This window comes from Bradyrhizobium sp. Pha-3 (assembly GCF_042258325.1).
GTDB lineage: Bacteria > Pseudomonadota > Alphaproteobacteria > Rhizobiales > Xanthobacteraceae > Bradyrhizobium > Bradyrhizobium elkanii.
This window is the reverse complement of record NZ_CP170151.1, coordinates 7,684,011-7,710,006: the sequence shown is the minus strand read 5'-3', so window position 1 is coordinate 7,710,006 and position 25,996 is coordinate 7,684,011. Positions and strand designations below refer to the sequence as shown.

21 protein-coding genes are annotated in these 25,996 nt (G+C 60.4%); 16 read left to right on the top strand and 5 right to left on the bottom strand.

All coding sequences use genetic code 11. From position 1 onward, the window contains the following. The first annotated feature begins 91 nt into the window (after positions 1-91). The 4 genes from ACE10X_RS36725 (at position 92) to ACE10X_RS36710 (ending at position 5,705) form a co-directional block, all read left to right on the top strand. A complete protein-coding gene (locus tag ACE10X_RS36725; protein WP_244435673.1) occupies positions 92-1,957 on the top strand; it encodes a glycoside hydrolase family 55 protein in 1,866 nt (621 codons plus the stop codon). A gap of 246 nt (positions 1,958-2,203) precedes the next feature. Further along, positions 2,204-3,187 carry a GNAT family N-acetyltransferase gene (locus tag ACE10X_RS36720; protein ID WP_244435674.1) on the top strand — a complete coding sequence of 328 codons (984 nt, stop codon included), beginning with the start codon at positions 2,204-2,206 and terminating at the stop codon, positions 3,185-3,187. Positions 3,188-3,297: 110 nt separating this feature from the next. Next, complete coding sequence (locus tag ACE10X_RS36715; protein WP_375763595.1) at positions 3,298-4,368, top strand: NAD-dependent epimerase/dehydratase family protein; 1,071 nt, start codon at positions 3,298-3,300, stop codon at positions 4,366-4,368. A 17-nt stretch (positions 4,369-4,385) separates the two neighbouring features. Further along, positions 4,386-5,705 (top strand): DUF4910 domain-containing protein, encoded by a 1,320-nt coding sequence (locus ACE10X_RS36710; RefSeq protein ID WP_038382321.1) that lies wholly within the window; start codon positions 4,386-4,388, stop codon positions 5,703-5,705. 4 nt (positions 5,706-5,709) lie between these two features. Here ACE10X_RS36710 and rfbC read toward each other — a convergent pair whose 3' ends face one another. Beyond that, positions 5,710-6,240 carry a dTDP-4-dehydrorhamnose 3,5-epimerase gene (rfbC, locus tag ACE10X_RS36705; RefSeq protein WP_038382322.1) on the bottom strand — a complete coding sequence of 177 codons (531 nt, stop codon included), beginning with the start codon at positions 6,238-6,240 and terminating at the stop codon, positions 5,710-5,712. 208 nt (positions 6,241-6,448) lie between these two features. Here rfbC and ACE10X_RS36700 point away from each other — a divergent pair, with 208 nt between their 5' ends. The 6 genes from ACE10X_RS36700 to ACE10X_RS36675 are packed head-to-tail and all read left to right on the top strand — an operon-like array spanning position 6,449 to position 12,347. Beyond that, the gene (locus tag ACE10X_RS36700) at positions 6,449-7,738 is read left to right on the top strand and encodes a class I SAM-dependent methyltransferase (RefSeq protein WP_051002668.1); all 1,290 of its coding nucleotides are present in this window, start codon (positions 6,449-6,451) and stop codon (positions 7,736-7,738) included. Then, on the top strand, positions 7,735-8,529 hold the full coding sequence (locus ACE10X_RS36695; protein ID WP_038382323.1) for a glucose-1-phosphate cytidylyltransferase: 795 nt from the start codon (positions 7,735-7,737) through the stop codon (positions 8,527-8,529). The genes ACE10X_RS36700 and ACE10X_RS36695 overlap by 4 nt, the downstream gene beginning before the upstream one ends. Positions 8,530-8,534: 5 nt before the next feature. Beyond that, complete coding sequence (locus ACE10X_RS36690) at positions 8,535-9,188, top strand: PIG-L deacetylase family protein (RefSeq protein WP_038382324.1); 654 nt, start codon at positions 8,535-8,537, stop codon at positions 9,186-9,188. A 47-nt stretch (positions 9,189-9,235) separates the two neighbouring features. Next, a complete protein-coding gene (locus ACE10X_RS36685; protein ID WP_157787851.1) occupies positions 9,236-10,309 on the top strand; it encodes a hypothetical protein in 1,074 nt (357 codons plus the stop codon). After that, complete coding sequence (locus tag ACE10X_RS36680; RefSeq protein WP_244435675.1) at positions 10,272-11,843, top strand: lipopolysaccharide biosynthesis protein; 1,572 nt, start codon at positions 10,272-10,274, stop codon at positions 11,841-11,843. Before ACE10X_RS36685 ends, ACE10X_RS36680 begins: the two co-directional genes overlap by 38 nt. 15 nt (positions 11,844-11,858) lie before the next feature. After that, complete coding sequence (locus ACE10X_RS36675) at positions 11,859-12,347, top strand: hypothetical protein (protein WP_038382326.1); 489 nt, start codon at positions 11,859-11,861, stop codon at positions 12,345-12,347. 18 nt (positions 12,348-12,365) lie between these two features. On the opposite strand, the gene ACE10X_RS36670 is transcribed toward ACE10X_RS36675, so the two are convergent. Continuing rightward, a complete protein-coding gene (locus ACE10X_RS36670; RefSeq protein ID WP_304556994.1) occupies positions 12,366-13,850 on the bottom strand; it encodes a hypothetical protein in 1,485 nt (494 codons plus the stop codon). A 172-nt stretch (positions 13,851-14,022) separates the two neighbouring features. Further along, the gene (locus ACE10X_RS36665) at positions 14,023-15,156 is read right to left on the bottom strand and encodes a glycosyltransferase (protein WP_038382327.1); all 1,134 of its coding nucleotides are present in this window, start codon (positions 15,154-15,156) and stop codon (positions 14,023-14,025) included. A gap of 631 nt (positions 15,157-15,787) precedes the next feature. On the opposite strand from ACE10X_RS36665, the gene wecB reads away from it, so the two are divergent. From wecB to ACE10X_RS36640, 5 genes are read left to right on the top strand one after another with little or no spacing between them, the layout of a single operon-like run. Then, a complete protein-coding gene (gene wecB, locus ACE10X_RS36660) occupies positions 15,788-16,960 on the top strand; it encodes a non-hydrolyzing UDP-N-acetylglucosamine 2-epimerase (RefSeq protein ID WP_038382328.1) in 1,173 nt (390 codons plus the stop codon). A 12-nt stretch (positions 16,961-16,972) separates the two neighbouring features. Continuing rightward, positions 16,973-19,180, top strand: coding sequence for an AAA family ATPase (locus ACE10X_RS36655; protein ID WP_038382329.1), 2,208 nt, complete (start codon positions 16,973-16,975; stop codon positions 19,178-19,180). Between the two features lie 4 nt (positions 19,181-19,184). Beyond that, positions 19,185-20,171 (top strand): glycosyltransferase family 2 protein, encoded by a 987-nt coding sequence (locus ACE10X_RS36650; RefSeq protein ID WP_304556991.1) that lies wholly within the window; start codon positions 19,185-19,187, stop codon positions 20,169-20,171. A 4-nt stretch (positions 20,172-20,175) separates the two neighbouring features. After that, entirely contained in the window at positions 20,176-21,156 is a 981-nt protein-coding gene (locus ACE10X_RS36645; RefSeq protein WP_038382330.1) for a WecB/TagA/CpsF family glycosyltransferase, read from the top strand. A gap of 59 nt (positions 21,157-21,215) precedes the next feature. Beyond that, complete coding sequence (locus ACE10X_RS36640) at positions 21,216-21,602, top strand: hypothetical protein (RefSeq protein WP_375763594.1); 387 nt, start codon at positions 21,216-21,218, stop codon at positions 21,600-21,602. A gap of 157 nt (positions 21,603-21,759) precedes the next feature. Here the strand turns inward: ACE10X_RS36640 and ACE10X_RS36635 are convergent, their stop codons facing one another. Continuing rightward, positions 21,760-23,325: a winged helix-turn-helix domain-containing tetratricopeptide repeat protein gene (locus ACE10X_RS36635; protein ID WP_375763593.1), complete on the bottom strand. Its 1,566-nt coding sequence runs from the start codon at positions 23,323-23,325 to the stop codon at positions 21,760-21,762. 226 nt (positions 23,326-23,551) lie between these two features. On the opposite strand from ACE10X_RS36635, the gene ACE10X_RS36630 reads away from it, so the two are divergent. Further along, entirely contained in the window at positions 23,552-25,144 is a 1,593-nt protein-coding gene (locus ACE10X_RS36630) for a gamma-glutamyltransferase family protein (RefSeq protein WP_304556989.1), read from the top strand. A gap of 53 nt (positions 25,145-25,197) precedes the next feature. On the opposite strand, the gene ACE10X_RS36625 is transcribed toward ACE10X_RS36630, so the two are convergent. Further along, complete coding sequence (locus ACE10X_RS36625) at positions 25,198-25,974, bottom strand: TetR family transcriptional regulator (RefSeq protein WP_244435676.1); 777 nt, start codon at positions 25,972-25,974, stop codon at positions 25,198-25,200. Between the last annotated feature and the right edge of the window lie 22 nt (positions 25,975-25,996).

Sequence of the window (25,996 nt, the reverse complement as noted above, 5' to 3'; positions counted from 1 at the left end):
CAACCGGAAGGTCATCGCGACGCGGCGCAACCCTGGTCACCAGACGCTGCGAACGGCCCTGCGACGGCCTTGGCGGTGCTTGGCTGCAACGATGATCTTCGTTGCATGCTCAAGCCATTCGTCCGCAATTGCTCTCGACTCGATGGAAATACTGCCCTCAGATCGCGCGACGACCTGGCAACCCGGCCTGATGGCCGAGGGTGGGATACCCATCCGAAAAACCATCTGCGCGACGCTGTCGCCTCGTGGCGGCACACTCGATGACGCTGCGGCAATCCAGGGCGCAATCAACGCATGTCCTGTAGGGCAGGTCGTGCAACTGGCGGCGGGACGGTTTCTGGTCAATGGCGGCAATTTCCTGCTGCTCAACAAGGCAATCACGCTGCGCGGCTCCGGTCCGGACCGGACGATGGTCGAAAAGCAAGATGGCGCGAAACCTTTCAATGACGCAGTCGGTGCCAAGCCGTCTCCGCTGGTCGTGGTGGGACCGTCCCTTTTTTCCAGCACGAGCGATACGGTCAATGCCGTGCGATCGGCGAACCTTCGGAATGACGCCATCAAGGGCGAAAAGACGGTCGAGGTCGACGACGCTGCGGGCTTTGTGCCTGGACAGATCGTGCTGCTCGACGAGGCGTCGGCCGCTGATTGGCGTGTCGACCCGCAGGGACGAGGGGAGATCTGGGCGTCGGAAGATTTCAGGGTTGTCTGGCAAAAGCACAAGCCTGCAATTCAGTATGTCGACGACTTTGCACCCGATGCGTTTCCGTCGACGCCGCAAAGCGCTGGATCGTGGTTCGGGAGACCTGATCGGCCTGTTGCCGAGGTCAAGGAGATCAGCACCGTCTCCGGTTCCAGGATCACCTTCACGACTCCAATTCACATCAGCTACCGGAAAGCAAACGCCGCTCAACTGTCACGGTTCGCGCAGCCGCACGTGAAACACGCGGGCGTCGAAGATCTGGCGCTCAAGGGGGGCGACGCGGGCAATCTTCGCTTCAATTGGGCTGCTTCTTCGTGGGCGAAGAACGTCGACAATTCGGTTTGGCACGGCGAAGGCTTTGCAGTTCACAGTTCCTTTCGCGTCGAACTGCGCGAGTTCTACGTGCACGACGCGGCCTGGGCTCAACCCGGCGGAGGCGGATATGCCATTAGCCTTTCCGCCGGATCGTCGGAAGTTCTGATCGAGAATGGAATTGCCGTGAGGGCCAACAAGCTGGTGGTGGCGCGTTCCGCCGGGGCGGGCTCGGTGGTCGGCTATAACTACATGGACATGGGCTACATCAATACGAATGGAGCCTGGATCGAGACTGGGCTCAACGCCAGCCACATGGTGGGCGCCCATCACGTTCTGTTCGAGGGCAACTACGCCCAGAACGCCGACAGCGACGACACTCACGGCAACAGCATCTATCACACGTTTTTCCGCAACTATCTACGTGGCGTCCGGGCAGCGTTCGACAATCAGGCTGGCGGGACGATCGATGATCTGTCGCAGCCCCGCAATGGGCCGCGGCGCGCCGCCGGCCTGATGGCGTATTCCTACTGGATGTCTTTCATAGGAAATGTGCTCGGGATTCCCGGTCAGATGGGCGGTTGGTCGTACGAAACCCGCTTTACGGACGCAAAGGCCGGCGTCTGGATGCTCGGCTGGGACGCCGTGAAGCCATATCCGACGGACGCAAAGGTTGCGATGTCCACGATTCGATATGGCAATTTTGATTACCTCACCAACAAAACGCACTGGGATTCCGGAAGCGAGGATCGCGCCTTGCCTGCTTCCATGTACCTCGCAGGCCGTCCCGCGTTCTTCGACGCCGGGCGCGGATACGATTGGCCTTGGGTGGACCCGGTCGGAGAGACGAAGCTTCATGTGCTTCCGGCCAAGGCGCGCTATGACGCCGGCACGCCGTTCGTGCAGCCGAATTTGGATGGATCGGCACGCAAAAGTCCGCAGTGAATACGTATCGCGTGACAATGATTAAACATGTTTCGAACAGGCGCAGCATTGCGTCAATGCGTCATCTGACCGGCGACGAACTCAGAGGCTAACTAGGCCAGCGCCCCGATTCAAATGCTGCAGACGTCGTTAACTACAATGGAAGCTAAGGCCTTCTGATCCGCGCGGACGTTGGGCATTTCTGCACGTTTTGGTTTAATCAGATTGCCGTTTCGCTATCCGGTTAGTCTCCGGAAGAGGAATTTGATGCGCAAATCGGTCTTTCACGAGGATTGGTGGCTGGATGCGCTGGCTCCCGGCAGCTGGCGCGAAGTCACTTGTTCGCGTGGCGGGCGCGTCGTGGGTTCTCTCCGGTTCGTCACGCGAACTGAAGGCGGGATGAGCATCTGCGAGATGCCTCAAATCACGCGCTTTCTCGGACCGACAGTCACGCTGCAGTCCGGCAAGACGGAAGCGCGCATGCGGTTGGCGCATGCGGTCATCACTGATCTGCTCAAGCAGGTCGCGGATTTCGATCACGTCGAGATGACGCTCGATACCGGGTTCAGCGATGTCGCCGCGTTCCTCGCGTGCGGCTACGAGGTGCGGGCGCATCCGACCTTCATGCTGAAATGCACGAGCCCCCGAGACGAGCTCTGGTCGGGATTGCGCGACAAGACGAAGAACGTGATACGACGCGCGCGGGAACGGCTCGTCATTCGCGAAGTCACGTCCGCAAAATACTTCGTGAAGTACTATCAAGCCAACCTGGAGGGCGCGAAGTCGTATTTCGACCTCTCGCGATTGGAAGCTGTCTATGCCGCCGCGAGCGAGCGACAGCAATGCAAGATACTGGCGGCGGTGGACTCGAACAACAACGTCCACGCCCAGGTCTTCTTCGTCTGGGACCACAAATTCGTGCACTATTTCCTGTCTTCGCGCGACAGGAGCATTGCGCATCCAGGCGCGGTAAGTCTGCTCCTCTGGAGTGGCATCGAGCTGGCGCACGAGCGGGGCCTTCATTTCGATTTCGATGGCGGAATTGAAAACGAGGCGCGATACAAGTTCGTTGTGGCGTTCGGCGGAGAACTGGCCAATCGCTTCGACGTCAGTCGTTCCACCATTCGCTACCGGCTTCACCGGCAACTACGCAGAGCTCCCCAAGCGCTGCTGCGGCGTCTCTCGGCTGGCCCCGCTGCCAGCGACGTCAACGATCATGGCGTACGGCTCAACCATTTCCCGTCGTCTTGACCGCAATTTCAATGCGCGCCATTAACTAAGGTTTTACAAACACGTGCATCAGCGAGCAATTTTGAAATAAGTAGGGGGGATAGAAACAGAATAAATTTGGAGGCGTTAAGATGCGCGTTCTCGTGAGCGGACATCTCGGCTACATCGGAGCAGTGCTTACCCCGATGCTACGGCGTGCCGGGCACGAAGTCGTGGGCCTCGACAGCGATCTGTACTCTCGCTGCACATTTGCAGAGGGTGGGTCGATCGTGGATGTGCCGGCCATCCGCAAGGACACGCGAGACGTCGAACTTGCCGATCTGAAGGCGTTTGACGCGGTCCTGCATCTTGCAGCGCTGTCGAACGATCCGCTCGGCAATCTGAGGCCTGGCCTCACCGACCAGATCAATCATGTAGCCAGCGTGCGCCTCGCGCAACTGGCCAAGCAAGCCGGCGTGCGACGGTTCGTGTTCGCGTCCTCCTGCAGCAACTACGGCAAGGCGGGCGACGGGATGATCGACGAAACCGGAGCGCTCAACCCGGTGACCGCCTATGGCGAATCCAAGGTACAGTCGGAGCGCGATATCGCCGGCCTCGCCGGTGACGGGTTTTGCCCGGTCTACCTGCGACCCGCAACGGCCTACGGCGTATCTCCCCGGCTCCGATTCGATGTCGTGCTGAACAATCTCGTTGCCTGGGCGGTGACAACGCGAAAGATCCTCTTGAAATCGGACGGCACGCCCTGGCGGCCTATCGCTCACATCGAGGACATCTCCCGCGCCTTCATCGCGGCGATGGAAGCTCCCGAGGCGGCGGTGTTCAATGAGGCTTTCAACGTCGGCCAGACGGCGCACAACTACCAGATCCGCGATCTCGCGAAGATTGTCGCTGATGTTGTCCCTGGCTGTCAGATCGAATTTGCCGATGGCGCCGGTCCCGACACGCGGTCCTATCGCGTGAGCTTCGAAAAGATCCGAACCCGGCTACCGGAGTTCAAGCCGCAATGGGATGCGAGGATGGGCGCGGAACAGCTCTATAAGGCCTACCGGGCCTCGGGCATCACGCTCGAGGAGTTCGAAGGCCCCCGGTATCAGCGTATCAGCCACGTCAACAAGTTGCTGGCGGACGGTGTGCTCGATGCGGATCTCCGCCATGTAAAGTCGAGGCAGAGTGCCGGGCAATCGGCTCTTGCCGCGAATTAATACGCGCGCCGATCGATTTGACACACCAGGAGGACGGCGTGTCGGCGGCAGACGATCTCACAAGTTCAGGCGCAAAGATCTTTGCGCTTGCCCAAAGGATCTACCCGATCTGCCGCAGCATCACCGGCAACGGTGTGCGGCAGACCCTTCGGGAGATCGGCGCGCACATCTCGCTTGATGTCCACGAGGTGCCGACCGGTACACCCGTACTCGACTGGGTCGTGCCGCGCGAGTGGAACATCCGGGACGCGTACATCAAGGACCCGCGGGGCCGGAAGGTTATCGATTTCAACGAATCGAACCTGCATGTGATGAGCTACAGCGTGCCGGTGTGCCGCACCATGTCGCTGGACGAGCTTAAGTCTCACATCTTCACATTGTCCGATCAGCCGGACCTGATCCCGTACCGAACGTCCTACTACCAGGAGAACTGGGCTTTCTGCATGGCCCACCGACAGTTGGAGCAACTGCGGGACGACAGCTACGAGGTCGTGATCGACTCGAGCCTCGCCGACGGGCATTTGACCTATGGTGAGTATTTTCATCGGGGAGAGTCAGACGACGAGGTGCTTCTGTCGGCGCATGTCTGCCATCCCTCGCTCGCCAATGACAACTGTTCCGGCCTGGCCCTGCTTGCGGGGCTTGCAAGCCGCATCTCCCAGATGCGAACGCGATACAGCTATCGGTTTCTCTTTGCGCCAGGAACGATTGGCGCGATCACCTGGCTTGCCCGCAACGAGCATCGTGTGTCTCGCATCAAACATGGCCTCGTGGTGTCAATGGTCGGCGACGGCGCCGGCCCGACATACAAGAAGAGCAGGCAGGGCGATGCCGAAATCGACCTTGCGATGATGCACACGCTGCAGCATTGCAAGCTGACGCCGACGATATTGGAGTTTTCGCCCTACGGCTATGATGAGCGGCAATACTGTTCGCCTGGGTTCAACCTGCCGGTGGGATTGTTTCAGCGCAGCCGCTTCGGTGCTATCCCCCAGTATCACACCTCGGCCGACGACCTGAGCTTCATTCGGCCGGAGCACCTCGGGGAATCCTTCCGCGTCATTTCCGAAGTCATCGACCTGCTCGAAGGCAACCGCAGCTACTATAACACGTCGCCGAGGGGCGAACCGCAGCTGGGCAGACGCGGACTCTACGGTGCGATCGGCGGCGACAAGGACGCCGCTGCAGCCAACATGGCGATGTTGTGGATTCTCAATCTGTCCGATGGACACCATTCGCTGCTTGATATCGCCAGGCGTGCCGACCTGCCGTTCCCGGTCATTCTGAAGACGGCAAAGGTGCTCGAGCGCCACGGGCTCCTCGCGCCTGTGCGGTAAGCGCTCACGCACCCTGAAGCGGCCAGTTCAGGTCTTTATCGGAGATCGTGCTGACGGCCAGAGGCCAGCTGATGCCGAACATCGGATCGTCGTATCGGACGCCGTTAGCAGCCGAAGGCTGGTAGAATTCCGAAATCAGGTAATTGACCTGAACGTTGTCGCTCAACGTTTGAAAGCCGTGCGCGAACCCTTTGGGGATGTAGAGCTGCGAACCGTTCTCCGCCGAAAGCTCGAAGCCGCGCCATTGACGAAAGGTCGGCGAGTTCGCACGCAGATCGACGATGACGTCCCAAATCGATCCGTTCAGGCAGCGCACGAGTTTAACCTCGCTATGCGGCTCATTCTGGAAGTGCATTCCGCGCAATGTCGCCTTGCGCGAGGAACTCGAGATGCTGTGCTGGGGAAATCTGGTCACGAGCCCGTGTGCGCGGAACTCGTCTTCGCAGAACGTGCGCGCGAAAAAGCCGCGCTCATCGTGTGCAGCCTCGAGTTTGACGAGCCACGCTCCGTCAAGTCCTGTTGCTTCAAAACGCATGGGACGTATCCACTCCCGACCGAGAGGCCAATTGTCGACGACCAGTTCTATACAATTTTACTAAAATTTTCAGCATCTGCGTGGTTTACCTTGTTGCTCGATATCGCTTCATATTGTTCGCTTTCATACGATAAAATTCAATCTAACGAGCCCGATTTAAGCGCCGGCAATCCTATATTCGGCAATCCTATATTCATGGTACGGCCCAATGAACGCTCACTCGAGATTCGAATCGATTCGATCGAAATCCTCTCACGGTAACTGCCGTCTGTGCGGCGCGACGTTGAAATCGACGTTTGTCGATCTGGGAATGTCGCCTCTGTGTGAAAGTTTTCTCACAGCCGACCAGACCGATGCCATGGAGCCGTACTATCCGCTGCACACCGTGGTTTGCGGATCCTGCTTCCTGGTGCAACTCCAGGAATACGTCAAACCGGAGCATATCTTCACCGAGTATGCCTACTTCTCGTCCTACTCGACGTCGTGGGTGGAACATGCGCGGCGCTACTGTGAGATGATCAAGGCCAGGCTGAACCTTGGTGCCGAGAGCCGCGTCTACGAGATCGCGAGCAACGATGGCTACCTGTTGCAGCACTTCCTGCCGCTCGGGGTGCCGGTCACGGGAATCGAGCCGGCGGCCAACGTGGCCGAAGTTGCGAGGCAGAAGAACGTCCCGACAATGGTCGAGTTCTTCGGCCTGGAACTGGCGCAGAAGCTGGTCTCGGATGGCAAGCGGGCCGATCTGATTATCGGCAACAACGTGCTGGCCCAGGTTCCGGATCTAAACGATTTCACTGCCGGAATGGCGTGCCTGCTCGGGCCGCAAGGAGCGATTACGCTCGAGTTTCCGCATCTTGAGCGGCTCATCGACGAAAATCAGTTCGATACCATTTATCACGAGCATTTCTCCTATTTCTCGTTGGTGACGATTGATCGTCTGGCGCGGCGGCACGACCTGAAGGTTTTCGACGTCGAGCAGATCCCAACGCATGGCGGCTCGCTTCGCGTCTATCTCTGCCGCGCCGACGCGACTTACGCCGTCTCCGCCGCGGTGACCGCACTGCTGGCCCATGAGCGTCGGATCGGCCTGGAAGACATAGGCCAGTACGAGCAGTTTACATCGCGGGTTCATCGCACCAAGCGCGAACTGCTGTCGTTCTTGATCGCGAGCAAGAACAAGGGGGCGCGGATCTGCGGCTACGGCGCTCCCGGCAAGGGCAACACGCTGCTGAACTACTGCGGCATCGGTACCGACTTCCTCGACTTCACCGTGGACCGCAACCCCTACAAGCACGGCCGCTATACGCCGGGAATGCACATTCCGATCCTCCCAGTCGAAGCCATCGACGAGGCCCGTCCCGACTACCTGTTCATCCTGCCCTGGAATTTGAAGAGGGAAATCGTCGCGCAAATGCGGCATGTCGCGGACTGGGGCTGCAAGTTCATCGTTCCGATTCCTAACGTTGAAATCATTGATCCGCGTGAGGTTGCGCCATGAAGGTTGTCCTTTTTTGCGGCGGTCTTGGTACGCGGATCCGCGAATATTCGGAGAGCATACCGAAGCCGATGGTCCCGATCGGCCATCAGCCGATCCTCTGGCATGTGATGCAGTATTACAGCCAATACAATCACAATGATTTCATACTGTGCCTTGGCTACAAGGCGAACGTGATCAAGGATTACTTCCTCAATTATCGCGCGACTGCGAGCAGCGACTGCGTGATTTCGGAGTACGGCAAGAAGGTCGAGCTGATCGGCGAACATCAGCCGGACTGGCGGGTTTCGCTGGTGGATACGGGGACATGGCGCAACATTGGGCAGCGCTTGCTGGCCGTCCGCCATCTCGTCAAGGACGAGGAGATGTTCCTTGCGAACTACAGCGACGGGCTGACCGACGCGCCGCTGCCTGACATGATCCAGAAGTTCAAGGAAAGCGGAAAGATCGGTTGCTTCGTGGCAATCCATCCACCGATCAGCTTCCACCTTGCCGAGTTCGATGCTGAGGGGTCGGTGCAGCGGATTCGCTCCAGCCAGGAGTCCGAGATCTGGATTAACGGCGGCTACTTCATCTTCCGCAATGAAATCTTCGACTACATCAAGGAGGGAGAAGAGCTCGTCCAGGAACCGTTCAACCGTTTGATCGAGGGCGGTCGCCTCATGGCGTATCGCTATGAGGGTTTTTGGCGCGCCATGGATACCTTGCGCGATAGACAAGTGTTGGAGGACATGGTGGAGCGCGGCGACACGCCGTGGCGGCTGAATCACTCGTCGGTAGCCAGCGCGGCGTAACCGGAATGAGAGCATTGCAGCTTGCCAGGCCCGGAGACCGTCTGTCGATGCTGTGCCTCGGCGCCCATTCGGATGATATCGAAATCGGCGCGGGAGCGACGCTGCTCGGGCTGATCGAGCGCGGTATCAAACTGGACGTGCACTGGTGCGTTCTAAGCGGTGGCGCCATACGGGAGGCTGAAGCCAGAGCGTCGGCGGCCGACTTCTTGTGCGAGGCTGCATCCGCGAATGTCGAGGTGCTGTCGTTTCCCGATGGATTCTTCCCGGAAAGGGGAGAAGCCATCAAGGAATGGTTTGAATCGCTGAAGCGGCGGGTCGAGCCCGACGTCATTCTGACGCATCGCAGGGATGATGCTCATCAGGACCATCGTCAGGTCTGCCGCCTGACCTGGAACACGTTTCGTGATCATCAGATTCTGGAATACGAGATCCCGAAGTGGGATGGCGACTTCGGTCAACCCAACGTTTACATGCCGGTGTCGGCCGCGGCGCTCGATCGTAAGATTGAACTCCTGCTCAAGCATTTCGGGACGCAGCGATCCAAGCAGTGGTTCGATGCAGACACCTTTCGCGGCCTCGCACGGATTCGGGGCATGGAGTGCAGGGCTACGGAACGCTTCGCCGAGGCATTTTTCGGGCGAAAGTTGACACTGATCTGACGATGGTTGCGCGGACGTCGCGCAGCCGGCGAATTTCTGATTGCAAGGTGTATCTCAAGGCGCACGATATGAGCACGCTATTTTCGAGTATCTTTCGCGCTGGTGACCTGGTGGAGGTCAGAAGCAAGGAGGAGATCCTCGCGACGCTGGATGCCAACGGCCGCCTGGAGGAAATGCCCTTCATGCCCGAGATGCTGAAGCATTGCGGCAAGAGGCTTCGCGTCGGCAAGCGAGCTCACAAGACCTGCGATCCCGCGCTCGGTATCGGCGGGCGCAAGATGCTGAACACGGTTCATCTCGAGAACATCCGCTGCAACGGCGCGGCTCATGACGGCTGCGAGGCGGCCTGCCTGATATTCTGGAAGGACGCCTGGTTGAAGCCGGCGGGCGAGAAAAGGCCGTCGCCAGATGGCGCTGGCAAGCCGTTCAGGTCTGGCGGCTGCAGCGAGGAAACGCTGTGGAGCACGATCAAGCATCCGCCGAAGGTCGGCGAAACAGAGCCGACCTACGTTTGCCAGAACACACAGGTCAAATTCGCCACGCAACCCCTGAAGTGGTGGGATCCGCGTCAGTATGTCGAGGACTACACTTCGGGAAACGTTCGGTTGCAGGACCTCGTCGCCGGATTGACTTTCTCGGTCTGGCGCACGGTCACCGAAGCAGGGCTGGGCATTGGCACCGCGATGCGCTGGATCTACGACACATTCCAGCGCATGAGAGGTGGCGTACCTTATCCGATCAGGCCCTTCGGTGTGCCGGAGGGTAGCAAGGTCCCGCAGTCCCGGCTTGATCTGCAGGTGGGCGACGTCGTGCGCGTCAAGCCGTACAAGGACATCCTCGAGACACTGGACTGCAACTACCGCAATCGCGGCCTGTATTTCGATCCGGAGATGGTACCGTTCACGGAACGTGAATACGAGGTCGAGAGGCGTCAAAAGCAGATCATCGACGAAGGTTCGTGCAAGATGGTCCGTTTCAAGACGGACGCGATCATCTTGAAGGATGTCGTGTGTGAGGCGCGCTATGCGATCTGCCGCCGCTTCTGCCCGCGCGCCATCTATCCCTATTGGCGGGAAATCTGGCTTGAGCGGGTACCTCAAAGCCAGAATCCGGCGAATTGAACGGGAACGACGCGTGCATCGGAACGAACGCACCGATCAGTATTTTGCGGACAACAAGCCATACTCTGGCCTTGGCCGCAGGTCGTTGCATAGCGGCGTGGCGTTCATCGCCGCGCGCGGACTGAATATCTTCGTTCAGTTGGCCTCCACGATCGTACTGGCGCGACTGCTCGGACCGCATGATTTCGGGTTGGTGGCCATGATGCTGGCCCTGATCGGCTTTGCGCCCCTTTTCGTCGATCTCGGGATGAGCGAGGCCTCCGCCCAGCGGAGCAGCATCTCGCGCGCCGAGGTCAGCACGTTGTTCTGGCTGAATGTTCTGATCGGCGTCGTGCTGGCTGTCGTGCTGGCCGCGTCCGGTCGGTGGATAGCGCGTGCCTTCGGCGAGCCATCGCTCGCGGGCATGGCGTTGGCATTATCGGTGACCTTCCTGATGATGGCCTTGTCGACGCAACACTATGCGCTGATGCGTCGGGCAATGCAGTTTCGCCGCATCGCGATGATCGACATATCGGCTAACATCATCGGAAGCGCTGCAAGCGTTGGACTGGCGCTTTCGGGCTGGGGCTACTGGGCGCTGATCGCCAAGCCGATCATAACGTCGGCTTTGACCGTCGTGGGAGCCTGGACCGCCTGTCGATGGATACCGGGCAGGCCGAGGCTCACGCCAATGGTCAAGGAACTGCTGCGGTTCGGGCTGGGAGTCACCGGCTTCACCATGACGGATTACTTCGCTCGTTCGGCGGACAGAATCGCGATGGGGTATTTCCTCGGTGCAGGGCCGCTTGGCTATTTTCAGAACGCCTTCACGATCTACAACAACCTGCTGTCGATTCTCAGTGAGCCGCTGCATAACATCGCGGTTTCGGGACTGAGTAAGCTCCAGCACAGTGCGGTCGAACTGAAGCGCTCCTGGGAAGGCGCGCTGTCATTGCTTTGCTACTTTTCGGGGCCTGCCTTCGCGGCCCTGGCCGTGAGCGCTCATGACATCGTGATCGTACTTCTCGGAGAGAAATGGTCTCCGGCGGGCCCCTTGCTCTGCATCCTCGCCATTCGCGGCATTGCCGACTGCATCGAGCGAACTCTCGGTTGGGTGCATGTCGCGGTCGGGCGTCCCGATCGGTGGATGCGATGGGGCATCTTCAGTGCAATCTGCCAATTGGTTGCGCTTGCAGCCGGACTGCCCTTCGGCGTGGTCGGAGTGACGATCGCCTACACGGTCACCATGTTTGTGCTGTTCGTTCCTGCGCTCGTCTATGCCGGCAGGCCTGTCGGGATCACAATCGGGGACGTCTTGCGCGCGACAGCGCCGCAGACCATTGCTGCGCTGGTCGCCGTCGCGGTCGCTTTCTCGATACAGGAGGCATTCCTGCAGGAATTGCCGCGGTTGCTGCGAATCCCCGTCGCGAGCGTGATCTGTGTGACGGCCTACCTGGCCGTCGTGGTCGGGGTCTTCAGGATCACGCGGCCACTGCAACTCGCGTGGTCCTTGCTACGCGATTTCGGCATTGTACGACTGCAAGTCAACTCCTGATCCCGGATTACGCCCATGACTTCCGTTGAGCGCTTCCTGATTAACTTGGACACGTGGCCCGCCGGGGCATTCCTGAGGATCGGCCTCGGCCTTTGCATTCTGCCGGCGTTCCGACTGCTGTCAGGCGGCGACGATCGTATCGTGGTCGCGTTGCCGATGTTTCTTGCCCTGCTGCTCGCGCTTCGCCTTGTGCCGGCCGTGTGCCGGCGTGTTCTTCCGTTTTCGCGCGACGCGAAAGATCTGTGGTTCAAGCGTCGCAATCTTGGCAAGAGGTACGACTCCTACCAGTGGCAAAAGCTCTTCTGGATGGGGCTGGGCATGCTGCCCTACGCGCTGATCCCTGGAGGATTGGGGCGCGGGGAAATTGTGCTGCTTGCGATCTGTACGATCGGCGGCGGAGCAGGGCTGCTGCTTTGGCGTAGGACCGGCCAGCTCAGCGTCGGTGCCGCCACTGCGAAAGCGACGAAGTTGCCGCCGGCCGCGGTCGCGTCGACACCGCCCTAGGACCGGGCCGGCCCTACATTACGGGAGCTTGCGGCACTCGGTGAACCTGTCGCCGTCCGGCGTTTCCGCCCTCTCGAGGCAATGGGCCTTATCGGTAACCTTGCCGGCTACGACAAAGTCGTAGGCCTGGTTTTTGAAGACCAGCACGTAACGGCCGGGTGAGAGGACGAGATCGGGGTTCACTGGCTGCAGCTCGACCATCTCGCGGTTTTCAGGGACCGGCGCTACGGTCAGGTCGACGGAAACGGACCGGATCGCCCAGGCATCGTTGGCCATAGCGACTGCCGGTGACGACGGTGTTCGTGCCACCTGGGCGAGAATGCGCAATTGTGCGTTGTCGGGCGCGCTTGTCATAAGCTCGCGCTGATACGCGACAAACGAAAGCGGGCCGTGCGGCACCACAACGGTGCCCGGCTTCGTGCTCAATACCGATACGGCGATCCGGCTGTCGGGAAGGCGGATGTTCATCGGCTCGAGCCGGATCATCCGTCCGTTGCTTGACGCAAAAATCCCATATGTCGTCGGCAGTGAACGTGCGGGTGGTGCGGTTGCGGCTGCTTCGATCGGAGCACGATGTACGAAAGTGGCAATTGCCGGTTTCAGCTTGCGTCTGCTTTGCGGTGGCGGCTGAACGGGCGTCGCGTTCGAATGGCTGACAACCTGGGGTGCTGTGCTGAACAGGGATGCAACATTGCCCCGCATGAGCATTCCGGTCCCAATCGCCAGCAGAACCGTTGTTGGAGCGAGGAACCATACAAAGTTGCGCACTTTCCATTCGCTGGTGACCGAACGTCGGTCCCGCGGCGAGCTCTGAAGTTCCTCGGCGATCGGCTTCTCGATCAGTATCGTCTGCTGTTCCTGCACCGCGACGCCCGCCTCGGCAGTGCTGGTGTGCACGGGCGATTGCACTGCTAGACGGATTGACGCCGGTGGCACCGAGTTCGGACCTGGGTCCGCGGCCGGACTGAATCCCTCTCCTTCATCTGCCTCAGTCGCGTACAAGCCTACGGCTGAGCCGGCGTGCGAGTCCGGTGGTGCTGGCTGCGCGCGGTTGTCGGATTCTTCCGCTGAAACATCGTTTGGATCGGCCGCAGGGGGGACGGGCCCGTCGTCTGGTCCGGCATCGGGCCGAGTCGCGTTCGTCCGGCGTCCGATGTTCTCCGCGGCCTCATTCAGGCGCCGACTGACCTCATCCTGCGGGAGCACAATCGGCTGCAGGGGTTGCTCCAGGTCAAGGAGCGGATGAGCTTCATCCGTCGGTCCACCGTTCGGCGAGCTCGGATCCTCGTCAAGGACCGTCGGATGCTTGTCGGTCGGACTGTCTGGCGGCGGCCCGGCGGGATCTCGCTCCGGATTTACGGGCTCGCGCAGGCGGGCTTCGACGAATTGCGTCCAGGCGCCACGCCGTCGCAGAGGTGCAGCAAGCCTGTCTGCCTGACGTGGCAAAGGCGGCGCATTCAGGATGGCCGCTTGAGCCGAGGGAAGCTGACTGGAGCGTTTCATGCCTGGATACGCAGCTTGACGTTTGTCCACCGTTGCGGACGTTCGCGACACCCTGGCGATCATATGATCGAGATCGCCTACCTGCTGGGATGTAGCAGCCGCCGCTTAACAGGGCGTTAACCATAAACCGGCGGAAGTGCCGCATTGCTCCGTATCACTCGAGGTGACGATTTCAGGCGGCCGCTGGCAGCTCAAAGGATCCGGCGATCTGGCGCAGACGGTTGGCTCGTGCGCTCATCTGGTCGGTGTGAGCGATACCGAGGATGTCGAATACCGTCTGTATGCGGTAGAGCCAATCGTGCCTCAGCGCGGCTTCCCGGGCGTTTGCGTTCTGAACCGCTCGCAGTCGCGCCGGCTCTGCGTCCAGCGCTTCGAGGATCTGGCAAATGTCCGGCGAATCGAAGGGCACATGAATGACGGCATCGGGCCAGTCGAACTGCCGTGCAAACTCTTCGGTGCGGGGTGCTTCTCCGACCATCACTGCCCCGGCTGCAGCACCTTCATAATAGCGAGCGGAAATCTCGTCTCGGCCCGCCGTGAACTCCGGGTTGTTGACGTGGCTGCGATTGGCAATGAAATAGCGGCTGCGCTGGAGGATATTCGCAATCATGATGCGGTGTTCTTCCGGATTGTCGACCCGGAACGTTCTTTCCTTCCGGTTCGAACCGCTCGCCGCCACAGTGTCGTAGTAGTAGAAGAAGCGCTCTCTCTCGGCGCCGGCCAGCAACGCGGCGTGGGTCGTCGCCGAACGACGTCCGATGTTGCACACGGCGATCGATCGCTGCTGCTCGGGCTTCGGTGCGAACCGCTCCACGTCGACAGCCAGCGGCAGATAGCTGCACGGTCGACCCGCTATGCGCGCGATCTGCGGTGCGCAGTGATGCAGGCCGACGAATATATGATCAAATCCGGACAGGAGCTCGATCAGATACTCCGGGATGTCGTCTGCCCAGACTTCAGTGATGAAGCATGCGGCCTTGCGACACCGCTTGCGCCAGTCGGGAATCGCGGCGAGCGCGTGGAGTTGATACGCATTGCTGAAGATTGGAAAGAACAGTTCGTAATCGCGTTGCAGCCGCAGCTGCGGCGGGGAGGGTGCCAGCACACCTGCCAGCTTGGTCGATCCTGATGCAAGGCGCGTCCACTTGTAGACTCGCCGCGAGAACTCCAGTGCAGCACGATCTCGAACATCGAACCGATCGGCGCGCGTCATCGCCGCCAAATTGTCCTCGAACTCATAGCTGAGGCAAAATGCGACAAGATCGGAAATCCGACGCTGCGAGAGGAGTAAAACCTTGCCTTCCACGAGGCGCTGCCTCCGACCTATCAAACGCCGGAAAATGCCGGCCACACCACTTACGGAATCCCCCGACCAGGAGCGAGTTGCGCGTTGATCGTCGTCACGAACGGCGCCAATCAACGCAAGTCCATACGCTATTTAATCTTGTTTTGTCCAAGTTTTCCCGAAATTGGATAATGCGAGCCTGTCATTGGAGTTCATTGCACGCATGGGCATTCTCGCCGAGCCGTTGCGAATGCAAGCCCGAGGATGCATCGACGACGATTGCGAACGGTACAGCGAATGCGCGTTAATCTGGAGAAGTTAAATCTGGAACTCGCCGGCGGTAGTGAAGAAACGTCAGCGGACAATCACTGGATGCGCGTTAACCCGAAAAGGTTAAATCTGGAACCGCCTGACAACAGCCGGCTTCGATGATGCGCAACGCCCTCTGCGGCAACCCCGAGAATTAGCTATAAATTTCATTTAACATGCGCCGAGCCCACGTTGGCGATGAACGCGTCGGGAAAATCCGGTAGCGTGCCGCATCATTTCGACACGGCAAGAATATTCAACACGGCAAAATTTTTGAACACAGGCGGCGTCGGGCTTCATGCGTATTCTTAGCGTATTTGGTACTCGTCCAGAGGCGATCAAAATGGCGCCGCTTGTGCTGGCGCTGGGCGAAGCAGAAGGAATTGATACGCGCGTCTGCGTGACGGGCCAGCATCGTCAGATGCTCGACGATGTGATGTCGGCGTTCTCGTTGAAGGCGGACTACGACCTGAACATCATGCGACCGAACCAGTCGTTGAGCGAAGTCTTCAGCGCGGTGATGACCGGAATCGATCCGATCATCGCAGACTACAATCCGGACTACGTTCTTGTGCAGGGCGATACGGCAACCAGTACGGCGGCTGCACTTGCCGCGTTCTTCCGGTCGGTCAGTGTCGGGCATGTCGAGGCGGGATTGCGAACCGGCAATCTCATGAGCCCGTGGCCGGAGGAAGCCAATCGGCGGGTCACTGCGGTCGTTACGACGAGGCATTATGCGCCGACGTCGCGTGCGCGTTCAGCCCTGCTGAAGGAAGGCTATCCGCCGGACGCCGTCATTGTCACCGGCAATACCGTCATCGACGGGCTGCTTCGTATGGCCGCAAATATCGCTCAACCGGGCGAGCTTCGCCGGTCGCTCGAGGTGAAATACTCATGGCTCGATACGTCGAAGCGACTTGTTCTCGTGACCGGACACCGGCGCGAGAGCTTTGGATCCGGGTTCCGGCAAATTTGCGAGGCATTGAAGACGATCAGTCGGCGGGACGACATTCAGATCGTGTATCCCGTTCATCTGAATCCGAACGTGCGCGGGCCGGTATTTGATCATCTGCGCGATGCGTCGAATATCTTCCTGATCGAACCCTTGAACTATCCCGAGTTCGTCTACCTCATGACGCGCTCATATCTCATCCTCACCGATTCCGGTGGAATTCAGGAGGAGGCACCGGCGCTTCGCAAGCCCGTGCTCGTCATGCGAGATACCAGCGAGCGCATGGAGGCCGTTGACGCCGGCGTAGCTCGCCTGGTCACCACCGACCCGGCTCGCATTGTTGCGGGCGTCGAACGCCTGCTCGATGTGCCAGCGGAGCACGAAGCCATGTCTCTCGGTGCCAATCCGTTCGGTGACGGGCGCGCCAGCAAACTGATCGTGCATGATCTTCTGAATGTCCGTCGGCCGAAACATCCAGCTGATGGCATAGCGAGCGTCAATCTTTTGTCGAATACCGAGATGCATTCGCGGCCGACACCACCGCTCTCCCAACCGGCGTACTGATCAAACGAAGCCATGGACACCAGAACCAATCAATTGGTCATTCAGGAATACGGCCATCCGCTTGCGGAAGACTACGGTCCGCCGACGGTGGCCCGGCCGACTTTCGGCTTGTGGGACATCATTGACGTTCTGCGCCGCGAATGGCGGTTGCCCGTTATCGGACTGTTGATTGGGCTGGCGGTCGCCGTGGCTTCCGTTGTTGTTATGAAGGCGCCCTACAAGAGCAGTGCACGCATCCTCATCGATCGGAGTCTCAATCGTTATCTGCAGACGAACAAGATCGTGGATCAGCCGACGATGGATGAAGTGGAGGTTGGCAGCCAGCTTTACGTACTTTCATCCGACAGGGTAATGCTGCCGGTCATTCGTTCGCTGAATCTGGCCAGTGACAGCGAGTTTGCCGGCCGATCTGCGCTTGCGAGCGCCACAGACGGGAGCGCCAGCACGGCGGCAGCCACAGCTGCGGCTGAACGAGCTGCTCTCGAAGCTCTGTTGAAGCGCGTGACAATTGCGCGAGAGGATGTCGCCAACGTTATCAATGTGACGGTCGAGTCGCAGAGTGCGGAGAAGGCTGCGAAGATCGCCAACGGCATCGTGGATAGCTATCTCGCGTCCCTGCAGGACGCAAAATTGAAGTCGACGCAGAAGGTGAGCGGATGGCTGCAGGAGCGGCTCATCGAGCTGAAGAAGCAGGTAGCCGACGCGGACAAGGCGCTGCAGGACTTCAAGACAGCTAACAACCTTAGTAGCACTGGCGCGCAGGACACCGAGCTCCTGGCAAGTCTGAATACCCAGCTGATGAATGCCAAGTTCGCGGCAGTCGAAGCAAAGGAGCGCCTCGACCGTATCAAGCGGACAGAGGCAAACGGGATTCCGTCAGCCGTGTCGACGGATGCGCTATTCAACGACAGGCGGGCGGCAGTCATCAACTTCGCGCTCAACAACAGCGAACTTGCACGTCTCCGCACGCAAAAGCGCGACCTTGCGTCTCGCCTTGCGGAAATGGAAGCTCGCGTCGGTCGCAAGCACGCGGCTGTCGTCAAGCTTCGTGCGCAACTGAACAGCGTTGACGCTGCCATTCGGTCCGACGAGGGGCGCATTACCGATTCCTACGCCAGCGAATACGAAGTCGCCAAGGCACGACAGACCGAACTCGAAGACACGGCCGCAAAGCTTTCCGCGGAGACCGGAAGCCGGCTGCGCGAACTCGAGAGCGCCGCCGAGGCGCTGCGCAATCTTTATAGTGGCTTCCTGCAAAAGCATAAGGAGATCGAGGCGGCGCAGGCTGAGACGCTTCCGGCCCAGAGTGCGCAGATCATCGCAAGAGCAGTTCCGCCGCTGACAAAGAGTTCCAAGAAGACCCTCATCGTGGCGGCAGGCAGCATTCTTCTTGGCCTGTTTCTCGGCATAGGCTCTGCCTTCGGACGTGAATGGATGGCGGACGTATTCCGTACGCCCAAGGCCGTCGAACAGGTGACCGAAACACGGTGCATCGGACTGCCCTTCGTCTACGCTGGTCAATTGCCAATCGAGGAGCATGTCCTTGCTGCTCCCTTCTCGCGCTTCGCGGAAGGTCTTCGCAATGTGAAGGCGATGCTCGACCGTTCGTCCGCCTCGACCGGGGGCAAGGTCATCGGCGTCGTGTCGGCGGTTTCGAAAGAGGGAAAGACTGTCGTTGCCGCCAATCTTGCCGCGCTCATATTGTCGTCCTCTGGGTCGCGCACGCTGTTGATCGATGCCGACCTTCATCTCCGGAATCTCACGACTGCACTTTCCCCGGATGCGAAGGTCGGGCTTTTCGAAGCGCTGGAAGATCCCTCTCGTCTTGACGAGTTTGTTTGCAAGCGGCCGCATTCGGGGCTGGATGTCCTGCCAAATGCGTGCACGGTCAGGATTCCAAACGCCGCAGAGCTCCTGGGTTCGCAGGAAATGGAAAACCTGCTCGCCGTTGCACGGAAATCCTATGACTACATCGTGGTGGAGGTGGCGCCGATCATGTCGGTGGTCGATGCTAGGCTGATCGAGCGCTTCATCGATGAGTTCGTCTTCGTTGTGGAATGCGGTCAGACCAAGCGTACGAGCGTGCTCGAAGCCTTGTCGGTGACGCAGCTCATCCGTGCGCGCGTGTCGACCATCGTGCTCAACCAGATTGACCCTCTTGAGCTCAGAACCATCGAGGCAAGAAATGGGGTCAGGTCCGAAGGATATTACCGGGAGTAGGGCTGTGGACGAGCTTGACAGTGCTTCAGGGTCTCCGCGCAACGCGGCGCCGCGCAGGTATGCGCTGATTTCGCCCTGCCGCGATGAGGGACCCTATCTCCGCCGCACGCTGGACAGCGTGGCTGCACAGTCAGTGCCGCCTGAGCTGTGGATCGTCGTTGACGACGGATCTACCGACGAGACGCCTCGGATCCTGGAGGAGTATGCGGCGCGATTGCCTTATCTGCGCGTCGTGCGCCGTCAGGACCGAGGCCACCGGCGGGTGGGGCCCGGAGTGATTGAGGCGTTTTATGATGGTCTTGATCAAGTGCCGCTCGGCGACTTCGACTATTTGTGCAAGCTTGATATGGATCTCGACCTGCCGCCTCGCTACTTCGAACTGCTGATGCAGCGAATGGAGGGCAATCCACGTATCGGAACGACCTCCGGCAAACCCTGGTTCGTTCATCCCCAAACCGGCGATCTCGTGCCCGAGGTCTGCGGCGACGAGATGTCGGTTGGAATGACGAAATTCTATCGCGTTGCGTGCTTCGAGCAGATCGGGGGGTTCGTACGGCAGGTCATGTGGGATGGCATCGATTGTCACCGCGCCAGAATGCTGGGCTGGATCGCCGAGAGCGTTGATTCAGAGCCAATCCGGTTCGTCCACCTTCGTCCGCAAGGTGCCAGCCAGAACAGCATCTGGGCGGGCAGAATTCGTGCTGGCTTCGGTCAGTACTTCATGGGCACCTCGCCGTTTTACTATCTGGCGGTGGCGGCTTCCCGTCTTCGCGCGCACCCAATGTTCATCGGAAGCGTCGCGATGCTTTGGGGTTACTTCAGCAGCTGGGCAAAGGGGTTGCCGCGCTACAATGACCCCGAGTTCAGACGCTTTCTTCGTACCTATCAGCACGCGTGCCTGAGACTGGGTAAACGAGCTGCCACAGCTCGCCTGGACGCCGAGCAAGTGGCTCGGTGGCAAGCCAGCCGGCAATCGCCGCAGGAAAGTTGAGCAGATGACGGAACACGTAAGCCTATTGGGCGTCGAATTTGATGCGGTTACGCTCGATCAGGCGGCGCAGCGCTGTGTCGATATCTGTCGCCGCTCGAACGATTCCCACATCGTCATGACGATCAATGCGTCGCATCTCTGCATGATGCGGCGAGACGTGGAGTTGGCGCACGCATGTTCCGCGGCCGATATGACGGTCGCGGACGGTATGCCGGTGGTTTGGGCAATACGAGCGACAGGTCAACACATGCCGGAACGCGTGGCCGGCATCGATCTGATGGAAGGACTTTTAAGAGCTGCCGCGTCCAACGAACTTTGTGTCTATTTTCTAGGGGCGCATCAGGAAGTCGTCCAAAAGCTCGTACGCGTCTGCGAGGCGCGCTTTCCGCAACTGAAGATCGCTGGTTTCCGGAACGGTTACTTCGGTCCGGACGAGCACGAAATTATCGTCGATGAGATTCGGGCCAGCGGCGCCCACATTCTTTTTATCGGCTTGCCGTCCCCGTTCAAGGAGGTATGGAGCGAACGCTATCGGGATCGGCTGCAAGTTCCCGTCATCCTGGGGGTGGGTGGCAGCTTCGACGTCTTGGCCGGCTTTATCAGGCGCGCTCCTCGGCTATTCCAATCGTTCGGTCTCGAGTGGTTCTGGCGGCTGATGATGGAGCCGCGCAAATTATGGCGGCGATATCTTTCCACCAACAGCGAGTTCATCTGGCTGGCGCTCCGCGAAGTGGTGGCGCGCAGGGCTTACGCCGCCCGTCCGGAGAGAGCGATCGCCGGATCGGCAAGCGTCGTGCGGAGAGACGACCGAAGAGTGGGTGCGGAACGCAGGGTAGCTGATCGGCGAATTCTTGTCAGGCGAAGGAGCAACGTGCGGGATTCGCAGGTTCCGATACCCGATCGGCGGCGCGGCGTAGAGCGACGCATCTCAGAGCGTCGGGCACGGACGGCCAATGGTCCCCGGGGTATCGAGATGAGTGCCTGACGTATCGACTGACCAGCCAGGATCACTGATCCCAAGCAGGCAGCTAAGCGATTCGCTTCATGGCGCAAGAGCTAAAGCCTGATGTGTACGTATTTGGGTACGAGTTTTGCCACGTTCTGCAAACGCTGATCAAACACGGCTGCGTGCCCGCTGAACTCATCTATGAGGACGGCGGGGCGCTCATCCTTATTTTTGATCCCAATGAGAAGAAAGCGGAACTATGGTCGGGATGGTGGAGGTGCGACAAACCCGACATTTACTCCATCATCGAACCAGAGCATCGCGGGTTTGTGGATCAAATATTCGAATCCACGGACGCCTTCTTGGAGTTTTCCAATGCTCAATCTCCTCAGATTGAGCTGATCCCAGGCCAGATCCAAAAGATTCAAGGATCAGACGCTGCGGTTTTCCGCGGGAACGTTCCCCTTCGTCCTCAACCTCTATGAAGAACTACTTGCGCACAGCGCGCATTGGAAGCGTTTGCGATTCGATATTGGGCGAAAGATTGCAGAAGATGCCGTGGTTCTCTGGGTGTGGGGAAAGGCGGTAGCGCTCCCCCGCTACCACGGGCTTCGAATTGCCCCACGCCATATTCCGATCGACTCAGCCCGATAGGCCGGCCTTGCGCAAGCCGTCGAGGAAGTGCTCGCGATCGACTGAATTTCTGTACCGTTCGGCGCGCGTTCGAACGAGATCGAGGGTGTTCGCCGGCGGCGTTGCGCCGTTCGCGCTCATTTCACGACAACGTTCCGTGACGAACACTTCGGCTTCGGATCGCGCTTCGCTGTGCCGACCCATCTGCGCATAACAGGCGGCAAGCAGACTGTGCGACCAGCGATCGGGGGATCGTGCCTCCATCAGCGTCCTGACTGCTTCATCGTACCGGCGCCCCGAATAGAGCGCGAGCGCGTGGTACCAGTGGTACAGATTGGGCGGGAAGGGATTCAGTCGTTTGGCCGCACCGATCCATGTGAGTGCCTCTCGCCACCGTCCCCAGTAGACCAGAATGTTCGCGAAAACGGCGGCGACGTCGGCGTCGTTTGGATTGAGCGCCAGAGCCCGGCTGAAATGGATTTCGGCCTTGGCATCCTCGCGACGCAGGAACAGCAATTGCGCGAAGACGCCATGGGCCCAGGCGTCGCCGCCGTCGATGTCGAGCGCGATCTCGATCTCGCTCAGTGCGTCGTCGAGCTTCGCCGTGCCGGGCGATTCGAGAAACACGTCGCAGACGATCGTCCAGGCAATGTTGACGTGAGCGCGGGCATATTGCGGATCGAGCGCGACTGCGTCCCGGAAAAACTGCCTGGCTTCCGCCATGCCCTTCACGGTCAATTGACGCCATCGCTCGTTGCCCAGCAGAACCAGGTCATAGGCGGTAATGCTCGGGGTCGGCTTGCGTCTGGCGATCTCGCGGCCGGCGTCCTCGAGCCGGCCCGGAAGGGCTGCGACGATTGCGCGGACGATCTCGTCCTGCAGGGCGAAGATGTCTTCGAGTTCGCGGTCGTAGCGCTCGGTCCAGAGATTGTAACCGCTCGCGCCATCGAGAAGCTGGACGGTCACCCGCATCCGGCTGCCGATCTTGCGCACGCTTCCTTCGGCCACGTACCTGACGCCGAGTTCGCGACCGACCTGCTTGATCTCGGGCGTCTTGCCCTTGTAGGCGAAGCTGGAGTGGCGGGCGACAACGAACAGCGAGCGGAAGCGCGACAGTTCGGCGATGATGTCTCCCGTGATTCCGTCGGAAAAATATTCCTGCGCGGGATCGCCGCTGAGATTCGAGAACGGCAGCACTGCAAGCGACGGCCCATCGGGTACCGTTATTGCCGGCGAGGTGGGCAGGCCGGCGCCGGATTCGGCGGCGACCAGTGGCCCGACATAGCGGTAGCCGCGGCGCGGCAGGGTCTCGATCCAGGTCGCACCGCCCTCGACGTCGGCAAATACCCGCCGCAGAGCGGCGATCTGCACCGTCAGGTTGCTCTCCTCGATCGCAAGCCCCGGCCACGCCGCCTGCATCAATGCGTCCTTGGAAACCGGCGTTCCGGCCTGCTCGACGAGCAGCCGAAGCAGCGTCACCGCGCGCCGCCCGAGCGCGACCGGTTCGGACTCTCGAAACAACATCACGGCTTCCGCGTCGAGGCGGTAGGGGCCGAACTCGTGGATCGTTGCCATGGTTCGGGAGACTACATTTTTTGCATCTTTTTCGGAACAGATTCAGTCCCTCCGGGAATCCGGCGACCCGCCCCGCTGCCGCTGACACGCAGCTTTGCGCGGCCGATTTCCGCTTTCGCCTCGATCCACCTCGCGCGGCACCCCGCGCCGCCGCAGCCAGGCGACGGCCGCTTGACAATGTAAGTAAGAATATTATTACAAACTGCAGTTTTCGGAGAACGCGTTCATGCTGCAGACCAAGCGAAGCTATAGCGGAATGGTGACCGCGCCGCATCACCTTGCGGCGCAGGCCGGGCTCGCCGTCCTTTCCGAGGGAGGCAATGCGGTCGAGGCGATGATTGCGTCCGCCGCCACGATCGCGGTGGTCTATCCGCATATGAACGGCCTTGGTGGCGACAGCTTCTGGCTGGTCGGCCGGGCGGGCTCTTCGCCGGTCGGAATCCAGGCGTGCGGACGGTCGGCGAAGGCCGCCAGCCGCGCCTGGTATCGCGAGCATGGCTGCAGCACGATCCCAAGCCGCGGACCGCTCGCGGCACTCACCGCTGCCGGGACCGTCGATGGCTGGCAGAAGGCCTATGAGCTCAGCCGCGATCGCCACGGGGGGCGCATGCCGCTGTCGCGGCTGCTCGAGCCTGCGATCGGCTATGCCGCCGATGGCGTCGCCGTGACCCAGACCTTGCACGACAACACCACGAAGAAGCGCGCTGAACTGCAGGATGTGCCGGGCTTTGCCGAAGTCTATCTGCCGCAGGGCGCTCCGCTTGCGGTCGGCACGCGGTTGCGGCAGCCGCGCGTGGCAGACACGTTGCGGCAGCTGGCGCAAGCCGGCCTTTCCGATTTCTATCGCGGCGACCTGGCGCGTTCGATGGCGGCTGATCTCGAACGGCTCGGCAGCCCGCTCCGCCTATCCGATCTGGAGCAGCATCAAGCCTCACTGGTGACGCCGCTGTCGGTCGATGTGGCGGGGCACAAGGTTTTCAACATGCCGCCGCCGACGCAGGGCCTGGCCTCGCTGTTGATTCTCGCGCTGTATGCCCGGCGCATGGCGAGAGACGCGGACGGGGTCGATCATCTGCATCGGCTGGTCGAGAGCACGAAGGCGTCGTTCCGCATCCGCAATCGCTACGTGACCGATTCCGACTACATGGCGCGGTCGGCTGCCGGGTTTCTCACCGACGAGTCCATTGCGGCGCTCGAAAAGACCGTCGCCGTCGATCATGCAGCGCGCTGGCCTGACCCGCCGGCCCAGGGCGATACGGTCTGGCTCGCTGCGACCGACCGGAACGGTCTTAGCGTCAGCTTCATTCAGAGCATCTATTGGGAGTTTGGCTCGGGCGTCATCCTGCCCCAAAGCGGGGTCACCTGGCAGAACCGTGGGACGAGCTTCGGTCTCGCCGAAACCGACATCAACCGCCTGGAACCTGGGCGGCTGCCGTTCCACACCATTCAGCCCGCAATGGCTGAACTCAGCGATGGCCGGCTATTGTCCTACGGCACGATGGGCGGCGAAGGGCAGCCGCAAACCCAGGCGGCGATCTTCACGCGCTACGCGTTGCACGGTCAGGACCTTCAGTCGACAGTGACCGCGCCGCGCTGGCTGCTCGGTCGCACATGGGGCGAGGAGAACAACAATCTCAAGATCGAATCGCGTTTCGATCCTGCCGTCGTCGACGCGCTGCGGGCGCTCGGCCACGACATCCAGGTGGTCGGTGCGTTCGAGGAATTCATGGGCCACGCCGGCGCAATCGTCTGGCACCCGGATGGACTGCTCGAGGGCGCCAGCGATCCCCGCAGCGACGGCGTCGTCGCTGCCCGGTGAGCGAGCACCCTTAGCGCTTACTCGCAGGCTGTTCGGAATTTGCCGCGCGCGAGCTAACGTCCGGCGCCGGCCGGTGTTCTGGCTGCGGACGGTTTCCGTTTTCCCTCGCTTGCGGCCGCCGTCGCCGTCAACCAGGTCATGATCACGTCCAGCGCGTGGTGGCGACGCTTCTCCAGCCAGTCCGGCTCTCCCAGATCCTTGTCGAACATCGCCGACAGCGTGTAGCGGTTGGAGACATGAAAATAGCTCATGGCCGTGATCGTGACGTAGAGCTGAACCGGATCGACGTCGCTGCGGAACAGCCCGACCGCTAGGCCCCGGCGAAGGATGTTTTCGATGCTCGCGACCAAGGGCAGCGTGAGGTCGGCGATCTTGCGCGATTTGCGCAGGTTGCGCCCGCGCTGCAGGTTCTCATTGTTGATCAGGGCAATATAGTTCTGGTGCGCCCCGAAAAAGGTGAACGTGAAGTTGATCAGCTCGCGCATGGCCGCGACCGGATCGAGGTCGTCGAGCTTGAGTTGCTGTTCGGCCGCGCGGATCTCGGTGTAGACGTGTTCGAGCACGGCGAGATAAAGGCCGTTTTTGTCGCCGAAATAGGCGTACAGCAATCGCATGTTGGCTTTGGCGCGCTTCGCGATGGCTTCAACCCGAGCCCCGCCAATGCCGTTGCGGCAGAACTCGAACGTCGCCGCGTGCAGGATCGCTTCCTTCGTCAACGCGGAATCGCGTGCCCGTCTGCCGCGCGTGGCGCTGCGGGCCGGATTGGTCGATGCTGTCGTTTCAGTCACGGGACAAGCTTTTCTCAGGTTGTACGAGCCCAGCTGGGACAATATGTCCCCGCCCATCATGTTC

Coding starts and splice junctions, on each gene's coding strand:
- ACE10X_RS36720 (WP_244435674.1), top strand. CDS start 2,204: ATGCGCAAATCGGTCTTTCACGAGGATTGGTGGCTGGATGCGCTGGCT.
- ACE10X_RS36690 (WP_038382324.1), top strand. CDS start 8,535: ATGAGAGCATTGCAGCTTGCCAGGCCCGGAGACCGTCTGTCGATGCTG.
- ACE10X_RS36635 (WP_375763593.1), bottom strand. CDS start 23,325: ATGGCAACGATCCACGAGTTCGGCCCCTACCGCCTCGACGCGGAAGCC.
- ACE10X_RS36725 (WP_244435673.1), top strand. CDS start 92: ATGATCTTCGTTGCATGCTCAAGCCATTCGTCCGCAATTGCTCTCGAC.
- ACE10X_RS36670 (WP_304556994.1), bottom strand. CDS start 13,850: ATGAAACGCTCCAGTCAGCTTCCCTCGGCTCAAGCGGCCATCCTGAAT.
- ACE10X_RS36655 (WP_038382329.1), top strand. CDS start 16,973: ATGGACACCAGAACCAATCAATTGGTCATTCAGGAATACGGCCATCCG.
- rfbC (WP_038382322.1), bottom strand. CDS start 6,240: ATGCGTTTTGAAGCAACAGGACTTGACGGAGCGTGGCTCGTCAAACTC.
- ACE10X_RS36715 (WP_375763595.1), top strand. CDS start 3,298: ATGCGCGTTCTCGTGAGCGGACATCTCGGCTACATCGGAGCAGTGCTT.
- wecB (WP_038382328.1), top strand. CDS start 15,788: ATGGCGCCGCTTGTGCTGGCGCTGGGCGAAGCAGAAGGAATTGATACG.
- ACE10X_RS36700 (WP_051002668.1), top strand. CDS start 6,449: ATGAACGCTCACTCGAGATTCGAATCGATTCGATCGAAATCCTCTCAC.
- ACE10X_RS36675 (WP_038382326.1), top strand. CDS start 11,859: ATGACTTCCGTTGAGCGCTTCCTGATTAACTTGGACACGTGGCCCGCC.
- ACE10X_RS36695 (WP_038382323.1), top strand. CDS start 7,735: ATGAAGGTTGTCCTTTTTTGCGGCGGTCTTGGTACGCGGATCCGCGAA.
- ACE10X_RS36640 (WP_375763594.1), top strand. CDS start 21,216: ATGGCGCAAGAGCTAAAGCCTGATGTGTACGTATTTGGGTACGAGTTT.
- ACE10X_RS36630 (WP_304556989.1), top strand. CDS start 23,552: ATGCTGCAGACCAAGCGAAGCTATAGCGGAATGGTGACCGCGCCGCAT.
- ACE10X_RS36645 (WP_038382330.1), top strand. CDS start 20,176: ATGACGGAACACGTAAGCCTATTGGGCGTCGAATTTGATGCGGTTACG.